13 protein-coding genes are annotated in these 16,724 nt (G+C 59.3%); 11 read left to right on the top strand and 2 right to left on the bottom strand.

All coding sequences use genetic code 11. The features are described 5' to 3' along the window. Positions 1-37: 37 nt before the first annotated feature. Positions 38-2,497: an ATP-dependent Clp protease ATP-binding subunit gene (locus FTW19_RS12640; RefSeq protein WP_147647963.1), complete on the bottom strand. Its 2,460-nt coding sequence runs from the start codon at positions 2,495-2,497 to the stop codon at positions 38-40. A gap of 488 nt (positions 2,498-2,985) precedes the next feature. Here FTW19_RS12640 and hydA point away from each other — a divergent pair, with 488 nt between their 5' ends. The 11 genes from hydA (at position 2,986) to FTW19_RS12695 (ending at position 15,138) form a co-directional block, all read left to right on the top strand. Then, complete coding sequence (hydA, locus tag FTW19_RS12645; protein ID WP_147647965.1) at positions 2,986-4,374, top strand: dihydropyrimidinase; 1,389 nt, start codon at positions 2,986-2,988, stop codon at positions 4,372-4,374. Further along, positions 4,364-5,605 carry a Zn-dependent hydrolase gene (locus FTW19_RS12650; RefSeq protein WP_147647967.1) on the top strand — a complete coding sequence of 414 codons (1,242 nt, stop codon included), beginning with the start codon at positions 4,364-4,366 and terminating at the stop codon, positions 5,603-5,605. Before hydA ends, FTW19_RS12650 begins: the two co-directional genes overlap by 11 nt. After that, entirely contained in the window at positions 5,602-6,831 is a 1,230-nt protein-coding gene (locus FTW19_RS12655) for an ABC transporter permease (protein ID WP_147647969.1), read from the top strand. Before FTW19_RS12650 ends, FTW19_RS12655 begins: the two co-directional genes overlap by 4 nt. Beyond that, positions 6,824-7,516, top strand: coding sequence for an ABC transporter ATP-binding protein (locus FTW19_RS12660; protein WP_147647971.1), 693 nt, complete (start codon positions 6,824-6,826; stop codon positions 7,514-7,516). Before FTW19_RS12655 ends, FTW19_RS12660 begins: the two co-directional genes overlap by 8 nt. 94 nt (positions 7,517-7,610) lie before the next feature. Beyond that, a complete protein-coding gene (locus FTW19_RS12665; protein ID WP_147647973.1) occupies positions 7,611-8,072 on the top strand; it encodes a DUF4126 family protein in 462 nt (153 codons plus the stop codon). Positions 8,073-8,216: 144 nt separating this feature from the next. Further along, positions 8,217-10,169: a peptidylprolyl isomerase gene (locus FTW19_RS26350; protein WP_147647975.1), complete on the top strand. Its 1,953-nt coding sequence runs from the start codon at positions 8,217-8,219 to the stop codon at positions 10,167-10,169. 112 nt (positions 10,170-10,281) lie between these two features. Beyond that, positions 10,282-11,838 carry a 4-alpha-glucanotransferase gene (gene malQ, locus FTW19_RS12675; protein WP_348641852.1) on the top strand — a complete coding sequence of 519 codons (1,557 nt, stop codon included), beginning with the start codon at positions 10,282-10,284 and terminating at the stop codon, positions 11,836-11,838. A 41-nt stretch (positions 11,839-11,879) separates the two neighbouring features. After that, on the top strand, positions 11,880-12,062 hold the full coding sequence (locus FTW19_RS12680) for a hypothetical protein (RefSeq protein WP_147647979.1): 183 nt from the start codon (positions 11,880-11,882) through the stop codon (positions 12,060-12,062). Next, positions 12,063-12,581 carry a 3-hydroxyacyl-CoA dehydrogenase NAD-binding domain-containing protein gene (locus tag FTW19_RS12685; RefSeq protein WP_147647980.1) on the top strand — a complete coding sequence of 173 codons (519 nt, stop codon included), beginning with the start codon at positions 12,063-12,065 and terminating at the stop codon, positions 12,579-12,581. Between the two features lie 65 nt (positions 12,582-12,646). Beyond that, positions 12,647-13,897 (top strand): ABC transporter permease, encoded by a 1,251-nt coding sequence (locus FTW19_RS12690; protein ID WP_147647982.1) that lies wholly within the window; start codon positions 12,647-12,649, stop codon positions 13,895-13,897. A 2-nt stretch (positions 13,898-13,899) separates the two neighbouring features. After that, positions 13,900-15,138 (top strand): ABC transporter permease, encoded by a 1,239-nt coding sequence (locus FTW19_RS12695; protein ID WP_147647983.1) that lies wholly within the window; start codon positions 13,900-13,902, stop codon positions 15,136-15,138. Between the two features lie 168 nt (positions 15,139-15,306). Here FTW19_RS12695 and sthA read toward each other — a convergent pair whose 3' ends face one another. Continuing rightward, positions 15,307-16,713, bottom strand: coding sequence for a Si-specific NAD(P)(+) transhydrogenase (sthA, locus tag FTW19_RS12700; protein ID WP_246153717.1), 1,407 nt, complete (start codon positions 16,711-16,713; stop codon positions 15,307-15,309). Positions 16,714-16,724 lie beyond the last annotated feature (11 nt).

Below are 16,724 nucleotides of genomic sequence, written 5' to 3' on the forward strand. Positions count from 1 at the left end.
CGGGTAATCCCGGGGCTCTGTTGGGTCGGAATGCAGGTTACAGGATTGAGAGAGCTGCTCCAGCGAGCTTCTCTTCGCCTTCTGACGAAACCGGGCGATAGAAGAGCCTGTCGCCTTCGAGATAAACCTCGAGGAATGCGGGCCGGACAGCGATGTTGCCTGCGATCAGTGCCTCGGAGAGCGGGTCCTCGATATAGCGCTGCAGCGCGCGGCGCAGAGGACGCGCACCATAGGTGCGGTCGGTCAGCGTCTTGTCGAGAATCCACTTCTTGGCCTCGTCGGTGACGGAGATGGTGATCGCCTTGTGCACCAGGTTGGTGTTCAGCTGCTGCACCAGGAGCTCCAGGATCTGCATCAGGTCGCTATCGCTGAGCGCCGTGAAGACGATGACCTCGTCCAGACGGTTGAGGAACTCGGGGTTGAAGGTACGCTTTACCTCGCCCTTCACCAGCTCTTCCATCTTTTCGAGCACGACATCTTCCTTGCTCGACTGGAAGCCAAGTCCCTCACGCTTCATCAGGTGCTTGGCGCCGATATTCGACGTCATGATGAGGATCGTGTTCTTGAAGTCGACCGTATTGCCGAGACCATCGGTCAACTGGCCGTCTTCAAAGACCTGCAGCAGCAGATTGAAGACGTCCGGATGCGCCTTTTCGATCTCGTCGAGAAGGACAACCGAGTACGGCGAACGCTTCACCCGCTCGGTGAGCTGGCCACCCTCCTCGTATCCCACGTATCCCGGAGGTGAACCGATCAGCTTCGATACGGAGTGCTTCTCCATGAACTCCGACATATCGAACCGGATCAGCGACTTCTCGCTGCCGAAGAGGAACTGCGCCAGGGTGCGCGCCATCTCCGTCTTGCCGACGCCGGTCGGTCCAAGGAAGAGGAAGCTTCCGATGGGACGTCCGGGGTTCTTCAAGCCGGCACGTGAGCGACGGATCGCGCGGGCGAGGGCACTGATGGCCTTCTCCTGCGAGATCACCCGCTTATGCAGCTCCTGCTCGACACGCAGCAGCTTCTGGGTCTCTTCTTCCTTGATGGCCGTGATCGGCACACCGGTCCAGCGGCTGACGACGTCTTCGATGTCTTCGCGAGTGACGATACCCGACGACGAGTCGTCGAGGTGATACTTGTCGCGCAGCGTGCGCAGGTTCTCACGCTCCTTGCGTTCTTCGTCGGAGTAGAAGCGCGCCTTCTCGAACTCGTGGTTCGCGATGGCATTCTCCATGCGGTGCACGATGAACTTGATGCGCTTCTGCACCTCGGTGATCTCATCGGGCAGGGAGGTCTGCTTCAGCTTCACGCGGGCGCCGGCCTCGTCGATCAGGTCGATGGCCTTATCGGGAAGGAAGCGATCGGGAATATAGCGGTTCGAGTGCGAGACAGAGAACGTGATCGCATCGTCGGTGTAACTGACGGCGTGAAACTTCTCGTAGCGCTCCTTGATGCCCATGATGATCTTGATGGCATCTTCCTCGTTCGGCGGCGGAACCTTGACGGCCTGGAAACGGCGCTCGAGCGAACGATCCTTTTCGATCGACTTGCGATACTCAGCCGGTGTGGTTGCGCCGATGCACTGAATCTCGCCGCGGGAGAGCGCCGGCTTCAGAATGTTGGCGGCATCGAGCGAGCCTTCGGCCGATCCGGCGCCGACGAGCGTATGCAACTCATCGATAAAGACGATGGAGTTCTGGTTCTCCATCAGCTCCTTCATGATGGTCTTCAGGCGCTCTTCGAACTGGCCGCGGTACTTGGTGCCGGCCACGATGAGTGAGAGGTCCAGAGACAGGACGCGCTTGTCCGCCAGGAAGCTGGGCACGTCGCCGTCGGCGATCTTCTGGGCCAGGCCCTCGACGATGGCGGTCTTACCGACACCAGGCTCACCGATCAGGACTGGGTTGTTCTTGGTGCGGCGGCACAGGATCTGGATGACGCGATCAACCTCAGCGTCACGGCCGACCAGCGGGTCGAGCTGGGCGTCCATGGCGGCCTGGGTCAGGTCGCGCGAGAACTCGGCGAGCATGGACTGCTCACGCTGCTGCTGCTGACGCTGCGCCGGCTTCTCCTGGGTGGTGCGCTGCAGCTCCTCGCGAATGGCGGGCAGCCGCAAGCCGCGCTCCTGCAGAATCTCCGCCGCAAAGCACTTTTCTTCGCGGAGCAGACCCAGCAACAGGTGCTCCGTACCGATGTGCTTATGGCTCAGGCGCTCTGCCTCTTCGGCGGCATAGGCTAAAACGCGCTTGCACTCATTGGAAAGGGGCAGGTCAACAGAGGTCGAGACCTTCTCCCGAATGGTCGTATGTCCTTCAATCTGCTTGCGAATGGATTCAACTGAGGCGTGCGACCGCAGAAAGCGGTTCGTCAGCGCCTTATCTTCGCGGAGCAGACCCAGCAATAGGTGCTCCGTCTCGATGTAAGGTGACCCGAACTGACTGGCCTCGTACCGGGCGAAGAAGATCACCCGCCGTGCTTTCTCCGTATACCGTTCGAACATGTTCCCCCTGCAGCCCACCGGATATCCCGGCAGTTTATCCGCCGGAGACTCGCGGTGCCTTCGGTACTTCAGACCATCACCGAATCAATTATTTGATGCGGTGACACTCAGGTTGGGTGCCGCTCAAACGTCGGAACACCGCCCACATCTACTACTTCCAGTAGTGTAGCCGCTTGCCTAAAACCCTACTGGATGGAAACTTACCGCCCACCATACCAGTAAACGGCTGCACCATCTACTGTGAAAATCCGGGTATCTAACCCAAAGTGCCGACACATTCCCAACTCAGGAAAAACTCCGCGGATATAGATATGGACGCGGAATTGACCCCGAATGTGATGAACGTCAGGCTTTAGCTTTTGATTTGACTAGAAAATCCATAGCGATGGCAACATCTCAACTCAAACTAAGAAGCGATTGATGGGCGATCGGTACGGGACTACTTCAACAACGTTGCCGGTCCGGCTTTGTGTAAAGATGGTTCCACCATGGGCCTTCTGCTCAAGAACGGTGAGATCGTTACGGCGACCGAACGCTATGTCGCCGACGTTTATGTTGAAGGTGAGACCATCGCCCGTATCGGGCAGAACCTGGATGTTGCTCCCGGTACAGAGGTGATCGATTGCACGGGAAAGTTTGTCTTTCCTGGCTTTATCGACCCTCACGTCCATATCTATCTGCCGTTTATGGGAACCTTCGCCCGGGATACTTACAGGACTGCCTCTGTGGCAGCTCTGACCGGAGGGACGACGACTCTGATTGAGATGTGCTGTCCTTCGCGCGGCGAGGATGCGCTGGAAGGGTACAAACTCTGGAAGTCGAAGGCAGAGGGGCAATCGGCGTGTGACTATACCTTCCACATGGCGGTCAGCCGCTTTGACGAGGGGACGGAGGCACAGCTTCGCGAGATTGTTGCCGACGGAACTACGAGCTTCAAGATATTCCTCTCCTATAAGAACTTCTTCGGTGTGACCGACGACGAGATGTATCAGACACTGAAGCTCGCGCACGATCTGGGCGTGATCGTGACGGCGCATTGCGAGAACGCGGAGCTGGTGGGGCGTCTGCAGCAGAAGCTCCTCTCTGAAGGAAAGACCGGACCGGAGTGGCACGAGCCCAGCCGTCCGGAGGTTGTGGAGATGGAGGGCACGACCCGGTTCTGCACTTTCTTGGAGACGACCGGAGCCAGGGGGTATGTCGTCCACCTTTCGTGCATGCCTGCATTGAAGGCGGCCTCCGATGCGAAGAAGCGCGGTGTCAAAGTTTCCGTCGAGTCGGTGCTGCCGCATTTTCTGCTTGATAAGACCATGGCGGAGCGCCTGGGCGTCGAGGGGATGAAGCATGTCATGTCGCCTCCGCTGCGGCAGAAGCACAACCAGCAGGCATTGTGGGAGGCGCTCGCGGCAGGTGAGGTCGATACGGTTGGAACCGATCACTGTCCGTTCACCACAGAACAGAAACTGATGGGGAAGGACGCGTTTACCGCGATCCCCAACGGCATTCCGGGCGTGGAGGAGCGGGTGCCGCTGATCTACACCTATGGCGTAAGCCGGGGAAGTCTCGGTTTGAACCGGTTTGTGGATGCGCTGAGCACCAGGCCGGCGAAGCTCTTCGGGCTTTATCCGAAGAAGGGAACCATCGCTTTGGGGAGCGATGCGGATCTGGTGGTCTATGACCCTGCCTATCGCGGTGCGGTCTCAGCAAAGACACACAAGACCAACACGGACTACAGCGGTTTTGAAGGATTCGAGCTTGACGGTCGGCCCTCCCTGGTGACGGTGCGTGGGCAGGTGCAGGTTCGCGATGGAGAATTTGTAGGGACAATCGGCCGTGGTCAGTTCCTGCGCCGGAAACCGGAGCTGCAGCATGCCGATTAATCCGCAACGCATGCTTGCCGATCTGCGGGAGCTGCGCTCGCTGACCGCTGATGAGGATGGGGCTCAACGTGTGGCTTGGACGCCCACCTGGTTGAAGGCCCGGGCCTGGTTCTACGAAAAGCTGAAAGCGCTTCCAGTCACGCAGCACCTGGACGCCGCCGGCAATAACTGGGTGACGCTTCCGGGTAAGAGCGGGAAGACGCTGGTTCTTGGCAGCCACCTGGACTCAGTTCCAAACGGTGGATGGCTCGATGGCTGTCTCGGTGTGCTGTGCGGCCTCGAGATTCTGCGTGGTCTCAACGAGGACTATGACGGCAAGCCGCCGTTTACTGTTCGGCTGGTGGATTGGGCAGACGAAGAAGGCGCGCGCTTCGGCCGTAGTCTGTTCGGCTCATCTGCTTTTGCTGGAACGCATACGATCGGAGCCGATCGTGTTCGCAGAGATCGTGACGGCATCACGCTGGAAGATGCGTTGCGGCAGTGTGGCGTAGACGTTGAGAAGATTGGTGGCGCCTCGGTCGAGCGTGGCGACATAGCCGCGTATCTCGAGCTGCATATCGAACAGGGACCGGTGCTGGAGCGCCTGGGGTTGCCTCTCGGTGTCGTGTTGGGGACGAAGGGAGTGGAGCGGCACGCGATTACCTTCCATGGCCAGGAGGCGCACTCGGGATCGACCCCGATGGGAGATCGCCGGGATGCCCTGGCTGCTGCCGCCAAGCTGGCGCTGGAGATTCGCTCGATCGCGGGCAAACACGCGGATGCGGTGTGCACCATGGGCAGTGTGAAGACCTTCCCCGGCATTGTGACGGCGGTCGTCGGCAGGTGTGAAGCGACACTCGATCAGCGCGATCTCGATGTCGATGTCCTGGCAGGAATGTATGCCGATGCCAAAGCCGCCAGCGAGCGATTTGCAGCAGAGGAACGCTGTACGGTGGAGTGGTCGAAGATCTGGAATATCGAGCCGATTCCGTTTCATCCTGAGCTGATTGCGCTGTGCGATGAGGCGGTCCGCGAGGTTTCGGGAACGTCGCACCGCATGCCTTCCGGTCCGCTGCACGATGCAGCAGAGGTCTGCCGCGCCGGCATCCCAACCGTGATGATGTTTGTTCAGTCGCTGCAGGGCATCAGTCACAACAAGATCGAAGACACCCGTCCCGAACATCTGGAGATGGCTGCTCTCGCCTTTGACCGGCTCGCGCGTAAGACGCTGGGATGGATGGCGAGCGCGTGAGATTTGAGCTCTTTATTGCTGCGCGGTACCTGCGGGCCAAGCGGAGACAAGCTGTCATCGGCATCATTACCGGGATTTCCGTCGCCGGTGTCGCCGCCGGCGTGATGTCGCTGATTATTGCGCTGGCTATCACCAATGGCATGCAGCGCGACCTGCAGGATCGGCTGCTGAGCTCTACGGCGCACGTGGATCTGATGCGCATCGCCTCCGACGGCATCTCCGACTGGCAGACGCTGTTGGCTCGCCTGAAGCAGCAACCCCATGTCACCGCCGCTGCTCCCGGACTATATGGGCAGGTTCTGGTCTCCCGAGGCGCAAAATCCGGGGGCGCTCTTATTAAAGGAGTCATCCCGGCAGATGAGCGCACCGTCAGCGGCCTGTTGCAGCAGGTAAATCAGGGCTCGGCAGCGGCACTGGAGAAGCAGGGGCCGATCGCTGTTCCTCCAATCGTTATCGGTAAGGACCTGGCGGAGACCATTGGAGCTGCCGTAGGGGACACGGTGCTCGTGACCAGCCCTCAGGGAGGTTTGACGCCGATCGGGATCGTACCGAAATATCAGCGGTACTCGGTCGTCGGCATCTTCCACTCCGGCTTCTATCAGTACGACTCCAGCTATACCTTCATGCGGCTGGCGGATGCGCAAAGACTCTTCTCCGAGCCCGATCTGATTTCGGTCATCAGCTTCAAAGTGGATGACCTCTACAAAGCCAACGAGATCGGCCGCCAGATCGAGGCAGCCGCCGGGCAGGGCTTCCAGACGACCAACTGGATGGAGCAGAACCGTGAGCTCTTCCGCGCTTTGAAGCTCGAACAGATTGTGACGTTCATTGTGCTGGGATTGATCGTGTGTGTCGCCGCGCTCAACATTCTGATCGCTCTGACCATGATGGTGATGGAGAAGACCAAGGATATCGCCGTCCTGATGAGCTTCGGAGTCCGTGCCGACCAGATACGCCGGATCTTCCTGTTCCAGGGGTTGTTGATTAGCGTCCTGGGAACCGCTATCGGCCTGGTGCTGGGGTACGGACTCTCTGTCTTCGGCGGCCACTATCGGTTCCCCCTGGACGCATCGGTTTACTCGATCGATCATCTGCCGTTCGCGCCCAGCATCACAGATGGGCTTCTGGTCTCAGCGGTATCGCTGGGCGTCTCGCTACTGGCGACGCTCTATCCTTCCACCTCAGCGGCGCGGGTGCTGCCGGCGGAGGCGCTGCGATATGAGTAAGACCCTGCTCGATGTCCGCAGCCTTTCAAAGTCCTATGCCACGGGCCGGGGCCGCCTGGATCTCTTCCGCGAGCTCTCCTTCGAGGTTGCGGAAGGCGAGATGGTTGCCATCGTTGGTGAGTCGGGGGCGGGGAAGTCGTCGCTGCTGCACCTGCTGGCGGCGTTGGACAAGCCGGACGCCGGCGAGGTGTACCTCGACACTACCCGTGTCGATCAGCTCAACCTGCGGGAGCAGGCCGAGTTCCGCAACCGCCAGATCGGGTACGTATGGCAGTTTCACTACCTGCTGCCGGAGTTCACCGCGGAAGAGAATGTCGCCATGCCGCTGCTGGCACGTGGGACAGGCAGGGCGGAGGCTATTTCGGCGGCGCGGCGCTGGCTCACGGAGGTGGAGCTCGGAGACCGCTTCACCCACCGTACGGGTGAGCTCTCCGGAGGCGAGCAGCAACGTGTCTCGTTGGCCAGGGCCCTGGTAACGCAGCCGCGGCTTCTGTTTGCGGACGAACCGACGGGCGATCTGGACAACAGGACTGCGGACGTCGTCTTCAGCCTGATCCAGCGGCTACACAAGGCACACGGCCTGACCTCGGTTCTGGTGACGCATAATCTTGAATTTGCGGCGCGGTGCGATCGCATCCTGCGGTTGAGGAACGGCGGCCTAAGTCAAACACCGGTAACGGTATAAAGCCAGCCACATCGACGACGGACCGATGGCATAATTCATCGGCGTGCTCCGCCGTGGCGGGGTATGTTAGTTGGGCGAACCTCACGGAGGGCAGATGCTCCTGCTGCAAGTGTTTGGGATTGGAATCGTTGCCGGTATGCGCACCATGATGCCGCTGGTGATGCTGAGCTGGGCGGCTCGGCTTGGCGTGCTGCATCTGGAGAACACCAGCCTGGCGTTTCTGGGGGCGGCCTGGGCGCCGTGGGTCTGTTCGGCGGCAGGAATTGCCGAGCTGGTCGCGGATAAGCTTCCCTTTACCCCCAGCCGCAAGACGCCGCCACAGTTCGGCGCGCGGATCGTCACCGGAACCTTCGGCGGTATCGTGTTGGGACTGGCGGGAGGCTCTCTCCCTCTGGGAATCTGCGGAGGAGTTGCGGGCGCGGTTGTGGGTACGCTGTTCTGGGCGTGGGCTCGCGGCAAGATGGCCGAGATCTATGGCAAAGATATGCCAGCTGCGCTTACCGAAGATGTGGCGGCCGTTGTTCTGGGATTGGTGACCAGCGGCCTGTTGTACTGAAAGGGACCGGGCCGGAAGCTCCTCTTTTCCTGATTTATACTTGTAGCTTGCCCTGCCAAATGCCGACTGACGGCGCGTAGCAAATTCCGGGCAATGCGCCTCAGACGAGAGGCCGCGTGTGAAGTGAAGGTTTAGTCGCCAAGCATGATCCGCATTCTTCAGAAAGACAATCGCCTCACGAAAGCTCTCTTCGCCGTCATCATCGGCGCTGCCGTTGTCACCATGGTCATTACGCTGGTCCCTGGCATCTTTGACAACGATGCGACTACCAGCGGGATCTATGCCAGTGTCCGGCGGCCGGGCGTCTTTGGCCGCTTTGGCCAGGCGGAAGATATCCCCACCACCCAGGTGAACGCGATCGCGGAGCGTCAGCTTCAGGCGCAGCGCCTGCCGGACTTCGCTCTGCCGTTCATGGCACAGCGTGTCGCCCAGGGCCTGATCCAGCGTGCGGTTCTGAAGCAGGAAGCGGCGCGGCTGCACCTGGAAGTGACTGAGAGCGATGTTCGCAATGAGCTTCGCACCCGCTACGCACAGATCTTCTTCCCGGGTGGCAACTTCATCGGGGAAGAGAAGTACAAGCAGCTCATCACGTCGCAGGGCATCTCGGTTTCGGACTTCGAGAAGGACGTACGCGACAGCCTGCTGCTGGATCGTCTGCAGTCGACGATTACCGGCGGCGTGACCGTCAGCGACAACGCGGTCCGCGAGGCGTTTCGCAAGCAGGGTCTGAAGGTAAAGTTCGACTACGCATTGATCAGCGCCGACGATCTTAAGAAGAGCCTGAACCCCACCGATGCGGAGCTGGAGGCGTTCTTCAAGACCAATGCGGCTCGCTATGCCACGGCGGTTCCTGAAGCTCGTAAGCTGAGCTACATCGCTTTCGACGTGTCGAGCCTGCCGGGTGGACGTCCGCAAATCTCCGATGCCGATATCCAGAGCTACTACAACCAGCATCTGGCTGAGTACAAGGTCGACGCGCAGGTAAAGGTACGTCACATCCTCATCTCCGTGGCTCCTGGTTCTGACGCCAAGACCGATGCCGCTGCCAAGGCCAAGGCCGAGAGCCTGCAGAAGCAGGTGAAGGGCGGCGCCGACTTTGCCAAGCTGGCGAAGGAGAACTCTGACGATCCGGGCAGCAAGGAACGTGGTGGTGACCTCGGAATGGTCCGCAAGGGACAGATGGTGCCCGAGTTCGAGAAGCAGTCGTTCTCCACGCCCGTCGGCCAGACCTCGGATGTCTTCAAGACCCAGTTCGGCTACCACTTCCTGCAGGTGACCGAGAAGCAGGATGAGCGCACCAAGCCGCTGGCCGAGGTGAAGGACACCATTCGCCCGATCCTGGAGCAGCAGAAGGTGGGCGGCGCGATGCAGAACTTTGCCAACCAGCTTGCGGCGGAAGCTGCCAAGCAGGGACTGGCTGGTGCTGCCGCGGCACACGGTCTCAAGGTACAGACGACCGATTATCTGGGCGCGGACGGCGTGATCGCCGGCGTTCCTGATGGCTCGTCGATGCTGAGCAAGGCCTTCTCCACCGTCAAGGGTGCTGCTCCTGTCTCGGTGGCGACCGGCGAAGGTTTCGCTATCTTCCAGGTTGACGATATCCATGCGGCACATGCGCCGGCCTTCGCTGACTGGAAGTCGCATGTTGCCGATGACTATAAAGCTGATAAGGTTCCCCAGTTGCTGAATGCGAAGCTGAAGGCTCTGGCTGATCGCGCCAAGCTGCTGAACGATCTGAAGAAGGCTGCGGCGGAGGAGAAGATCACGGTCAAGACCAGCGATCTGGTGGATGCAGCCGGAAGTGTTCCGGACGTGGGCAGCATGAGCGGCCCGGCCTCGGCGGCCTTCGATCTGCCGAAGGGCGGCGTCTCCGGCCCGATCAACAGCGGCGCCAACGGCATTGTGTTGGCTGTGGTCGAGAAGCAGGAGCCGACGGCGGAAGAGATTGCCAAGAACTTCTCCCGCACCCGTGATGCCATGCTGAACCAGCAACGCCAGGAGGTCTTCTCGGTTTACGTCACCAAACTGGTGGAAGACTATGAGAAGGCGGGCGCCATCAAGCTGAACAAGCAGGCGGCTCAGACCGGACTTCAGTAAACCGATTTCAGCCCTTATCCATCCGAATGGCCGGGAATTCCGGCCATTCGCTTTTCTTAGGGATTTCATCCGGCAAAGCGGCATCATGAAGAGGGGGAGCATCAGATTGAGCGTGGACAGGTCTCGTAGAGTTTCAGGAATTCTTCTTCATCTCACATCGCTTCCCTCGCTGGGTGGTATCGGCGACATGGGCCCTGCGGCCTTTGCCTTCGTTGATTTTCTGCGTAACGCCAAGCAGCGGTTGTGGCAGGTGCTTCCGCTCAACCCGGTCGGCTATGGAAATTCTCCGTATGCGGCCTTGTCTGCCTTTGCGGGAAACCCATTGCTGATTAGTCTGGAGAAGCTGGCTGATGGTGGTTGGCTCTCGCGCGAGCGGCTGCAGGGATTGCCCTCCGCGCAGGGCCCGGTGAACTTCGCCGTAGCCTCAGAGAAGCTTGCGTTGTTGGTAGAAGCTGCGCAGAACTTTCTGGACGCTCCCAAAGGGGATGCGTGGCGGCATTTTGAGCACTTTTGCGAAGAGCATCGGAGCTGGCTGAACGACTGGGTCATGTATGCCGTGCTGCGTCGCCGTTTTGGCTACGCCTGCTGGTGCGATTGGCCTAAAGAGTTTGCGACCCGGCAGCCGGAGGCTCTTGAAAGCCTGCTCCGTGAAAGCGGGCGCGAACTGGCGATCGAGCAGATCATTCAGTTCTTCTTCGCGGTGCAGTGGGGAGAACTGCTCGCCTATTGTCACGAGCGCGATGTGAAGGTGATGGGAGATGTCGCCATCTTTGTGAACCATGACAGCGCGGATGTATGGATTTACCCCGATCAGTTCTCCCTCGACGCCGATCTCAGACCGGTGGAGGTTGCTGGTGTGCCTCCGGACTATTTTTCCGAGACGGGGCAGAAGTGGGGCAATCCCCTCTACAACTGGGAGGCGATGCAGCAGGGAGGCTTCTCCTGGTGGGTCGCCCGGGTGCGCCGCGCCATGCAGCTCTATGACCTGATCCGGCTGGATCATTTCCGCGGGTTCGAGGCTTACTGGGCAGTTCCGGCCGCCGATGAGACGGCAATCAACGGGCAATGGGTCAAGGCCCCCGGCGATGCGTTGTTTGCCGCGTTGCGCCGCGAGTTGGGCGTGCTTCCGTTTGTGGCGGAGGACCTGGGGATGATTACTCCGGAGGTCGATGCGCTGCGCCTGAAGTTCGAGATGCCGGGGATGAAGATTCTGCAGTTCGGCTTCGGCAACCGTGGAGCGCAGGGCTACCTGCCTCATCTCTACGAAGAGAACGCGGTCGTCTATACCGGGACGCACGACAACAATACGACGCTGGGCTGGTGGGTCGAGAATACGAGCGAGGCGGAGCGCCTGAACGTGCAGACCTACATGGGAAACTTCACGCATGAGGCGCAGGTGGTGTGGGCGATGATCCGCGCGGCAGAGGCATCGGTGGCGCGCATCTGCATCCTTCCTCTGCAGGATGTGTTGCACCTGGGCAGCAGTGCCCGGATGAACACACCGTCCCTGCCGGATGGCAACTGGAGCTGGCGGTATGAGCCCGATGCGCTGCATCCGGACTTTGCCACTCAGCTCGCAGCGTTGATGGAGATGACGGACCGTGATGGCTGGGTCGATCCTGAGGCTGAGTCTCTTGGGCCTCCCGAGGAGCAGGGCACCGAGGATTGACGTAGACTGGTGGAGAAAGATTCACCAGGAGAAGTGACCCTATGCCGCTGTCCGGCGAAGCCATCCGCACGATGAACTATGTCGACGATATTGCTGTTACCCTGCGCCGGATTCTGGCTGTGTTGCCGACGCTGAACGCCGAGGAACGGCAGCGTCTGCTGGACCACGTCTCCAAGTCGGAGCCGAGCTTCGAGTCCGTTCTGGCTGCCATCAAGGCAAAGTAAATGCTTCCGTTACGCGTTGCCGTCATTGGTGCAGGCCGGCTGGGCCCCAGCTTCGCTCTGGAGTGCGCCCGGGCCGGCTTTTCCACCGTGCTCGAAGATGTAATGCCCCACAAACTGCGCCGCGCCGGGGAACAGATCGAGCAGGCCGGTCTTGATGTCGAGCTGGCCAGCACGGTCGAGGCGGCCGTGCGCGAGGCCGACATCGCCATCGACTTCGTTCCCGACGAGTTGGAGTCGAAGCTCGAGATCTTCTCGCTGATCGACCGCATGGCTCCCCCCAAGACCATCATCTGTACGCCCACCGGCGCACTCAGCATCACAGATCTGGCAAGCTGCACCTACCGTTCCGAACGCTGTGCCGCACTTCGTGGCCTGTCGGAGAAGGAAGTAACTCTCGTTCGGGGCGAAACTTCGTCTAATGAAACGGTTGCGCTTGTAACCCGCCTCCTGGAGAGCCTTGGCCGTTCGGTTCGCGTCGAAGCGGACACCATGGCCCCCATGCTGACGAAGAATCTGTAAGTTACGGTCTAAGCTACGGAACTCCGGCACCTGTCTTTGCGTAGAGCAGGATACGCGTCCTTTGTATGGGTTTCTTCGGTGATATTGTCGGTCAGGTCTTCCGTGCCATCTGGGCGCACAAGCTGCGCTCATTCCTAACGATGTTCGGCATTGCCTGGGGTGTCGCGTCCCTGCTGCTGCTGATCGGCATGGGCGAGGGCTTCCGGTCCGGACAACAGCGGCAACTGAAGAGCCTGGGAGAGAACATCATCATGATGTGGGGAGGCACCATGCTCTCCAACCAGGGCACTCTCCGTCCCTACCAGCTGACCATCAATGACGAGGCGGAGATTCGCACCCAGGCGCCGGACGTCGCCAACGTCACCGGGTTTATCCAGCGCGGCGATCTGAAACAGCAGAGCCAGTACCAGAGCGCCGGCGGCGCGGTGATGGGCATCGAAGCCAACTATCATACCGTGCGCAATCTGCCGCTCGGCAAAGGCCGCTACCTGAATGACCAGGACATCAAGGACCGCCGCATGGTCGCCATCATCGGCAAAAAGAGTGAGACGCTGCTCTTTCCGAATGGCGGCAATGGTCTGGGAGAGTTCATCACCGTCAACGGCTACCGCTTCCAGGTGATCGGTGTCGCGCAGTGGATTGGCCGCGGCAACCGCGACTTCGACAATCAGAAGGTCTATATCCCGCTCAGCGTGATGGCGGATATCTTCCCCATCAAGGGCAATAACATCGCCCAGGGAGCGCTTACCTCTATCCAGTATCAGCCGATTGACCCCACCCACAACACGCTGGCCAAGGAAGAGGTCCATAAGATCGTTGCCCAGAACCATAACTTCGACCCTGAAGACCTGGAGTCGATCGAAGAGTGGGACACGATCAAGAGCCAGCAGACCGTTGGAAAGATCTTTACCGCGATGGATGTCTTTCTCGGCGGCGTGGGTATCGTGACACTTGCTCTTGGCGCTGTCGGCATTGTGAATATCATGCTGGTCACGGTCTCGGAGCGTACCCGTGAGATCGGTCTGTTGAAGGCCCTGGGCGCAACCCGTACCAGCATCCTGGGGCAGATCATGATGGAGGGCCTGGTGCTGACCGGCGTCAGCGGCTTCGTGGGGATATCCGCCGCTGCTATCTTCATGGCCGTGCTGCACGCCCTCATGGGGAATAACCAGATAGGCTTCGACCCGCCGCGTATCGTTCCGTGGTCGGCTGCCCTTGCCATGGGAACACTGACCCTGTGCGGCCTGCTCGCCTGCTTTTATCCCGCTCGCCAGGCGGCAATGCTGGAGCCGGTGGAAGCCCTGAGAAAGGATTAGCCATGTTGAAGGACATCTTTGGACAGGCCATTGAAGCTATGCGCCACAACCTGCGGCGCACGATGATCACCATCATCGGCATGGCATGGGGCATCGCCACCGTCGTCCTGCTGCTCGCTTATGGGAACGGCTTCGGCAAGGCAATTGAGGCGATCTTCTCGCAGTGGGGAACCAACCTGCTGGGAGCATTCCCCGGCAAAACCAGCGAACAGGTAGGTGGCTCCAAGGCAGGCGTCATCATCAAGTTCACCCTGGACGACGTTGAGCACATCATGGAGACGGTCCCGGGTATCCAGCACGCCACTCCAGTTTTGTGGAAGCAGGTTCCGGTGAAGAACGACCTCCATATCTTCACATGGGAGACCGACGGCGTCATGCCGGAGATCGCTGATGTGCAGAAGTGGTCCATCGGTCAGGGACGCTTCATCACCGCCGAAGACGTGAACTCCCGCGCGCATGTGACCGTCATCGGTCCTGAGGCGAAAGACAAGCTCTTCGGCGGAGTGGATGCGTTGGGTCAGACCATTCGCGTGAACGGCATCGCATTTCAGGTCGTAGGCATTCTGAAGCCGAAGATGCAGGAGGGCGACGACAACGTTAACCGCATCATCAATATTCCGTACTCGACGATGTCCGATATCAAAGACATCAAGTATCCGGACGGCATCTGGATGAGCTACCAGGGCAACCATACCCAGATTGCACAAGCGGTTCGCAAGGCTCTGGCGCAGACTCATCACTTCAAGCCAACGGACAAGACCGCCGTCTTTACCGCCGACATCATGGAACAGCTCGCGCAGTTCCAGATCATCACCATCGCACTTCAGGTGCTGCTCACGTTCATCGGTGCGCTGACGCTCGGCATCGCCGGCATCGGCCTGATGAACATCATGCTGGTGAGCGTGCAGCAGCGCACGAAAGAGATCGGTGTAGAGAAGGCCCTCGGCGCGCGGCGCAAAGACATCCTCTTCCAGTTCCTGTCAGAGGCGATGGTCATCACCGGTATCGGCGGTATGGGCGGCATGCTGCTGGCCTGGCTGGTAAGCGTCTTCGCCGGACGTATTACCTTCTACAGCGCGATCGCTAAGGGCGGGGAAGCCGCGGATATCCGCCTGATTCTCTCGCCTACTATCGTGCTTGTCTCGACTACGATCCTGATCGTGGTGGGCCTGGTGAGCGGAATGGTGCCAGCGCTGAAGGCTTCGCGCCTGAATCCGATTGATGCTCTGCGGTATGAATAGAGAGCATTTCGAAATTCGAGAGATCTTCTCATCGGAGATCCGGGACTTTGTATCGCTGACCGAAGGCGTCAGTATGTTCCGGAGATTATCTCAGCAGCGCTGAGACAATGATGTATGCCAGCCGAAAATCCCGCTACGTCGGAGTAGCGAACTACTTAAGAAACGCCCTCAGCTATTGGCTAAATGGGGTTCGCCCGAATAATTGATTCGATTGAGACCGTTTAGCGCGGCGACCTTGTAGCACTCAGCCAATGTTGGGTAATTGAAGACGGTGTTTATCAAGGAGTCGATGGTGCCCTCGAATCCTATGACGGCTTGTCCGATGTGAATGAGTTCGGTTGCGCCTTCACCGACGATATGAACACCCAGAAGCTGGCGCGTTTCCCGGTGAAACAAGATCTTCAGAAGTCCGCTGGTGTCGTTTAGGATCTGGCCTCGTGCTATCTCGCGATAATGTGCGATGCCAATCTCGTAAGAGACACCTGCTTCCGTCAGTTGCTCTTCTGTTTTGCCAACGAACGAAATCTCCGGAATTGAGTAAATGCCGTAAGGGAACAGCTCTGGGACTGACACTACCGGTACGCCGAACGCACGGCACACGGCCACGCGGCCTTGCTCCATTGCAACGGACGATAGGCTGGGGAAGCCGATCACATCGCCCGCCGCGTAGATGTGCGGCTGCGAAGTCTGAAAGTTGGCATTTACTTGAATTCTGCCTCGGGCATCGGCAGCGAGTTCACATGCCGCAAGATTCAAGGAATCTGTATTTGCCTGCCGTCCTACCGCGTAGAGCAAAGCATCCGACCAGATTTGCTTTCCGCTCTTCAGCTTCGCGCAGACTTTTCCCTCAGAAGATCTCGTGACTTCCTCGACTTCTTCACCCAAACGAAAGGTGACGCCCTGACTGCGCATGTGATAACTCAGTGCTTCTGCGATCTGCTGGTCGACAAAATCCAAGATGCGAGGGCGGCGTTCAATCAGTGTCACCGGAATATCCAGTGAGGCAGCCATACAGGCATACTCGATACCGATTACACCTCCCCCGACGATGGTTAACACGTGGTGCTCTGTTCGTAACCGGCGAATTGTGTCCGTATCAATAATGGAAACGTCGTCTACGGGAATCGCTTCGTTGTGAGCCGGCCGCGATCCAGTAGCGATTAATATATGATCCGCGTCGCAGAACTGCTCTCCAGCCTCGTTCGTAACCCGAACGGTGTGGGGTCCAAGAAAGGAAGCGTCGCCCCTCAATACATCGATATCATTGCGGCGAAACTGACTCTCAAACACTCGAACTTCTCTGGACGCGACCTCCTCGATTCGAAGCGCCAAGTCAGAGGCCGAGATGCGGTGATCCGTTGAACCTGATCGGGTAAAGCGCAGGACAGCCTCCCGAAGTGTCTTGCTGGGAATCGTACCTGTGTTGATACTGGCTCCGCCCAGAGCTTCAGAACGTTCGACTACCGCTACTTTCTTGCCCAGTTTGGCCGCCTGAATTGCCCCGTGATGCCCGGCTGCGCCTGAGCCGATCACTACCATGTCGTAATGCTTTGCCGAACGAGTCATTTCGTTCATCCCGGTTATTC

It is taken from the genome of Terriglobus albidus, assembly GCF_008000815.1.
GTDB classification, from domain to species: domain Bacteria; phylum Acidobacteriota; class Terriglobia; order Terriglobales; family Acidobacteriaceae; genus Terriglobus; species Terriglobus albidus_A.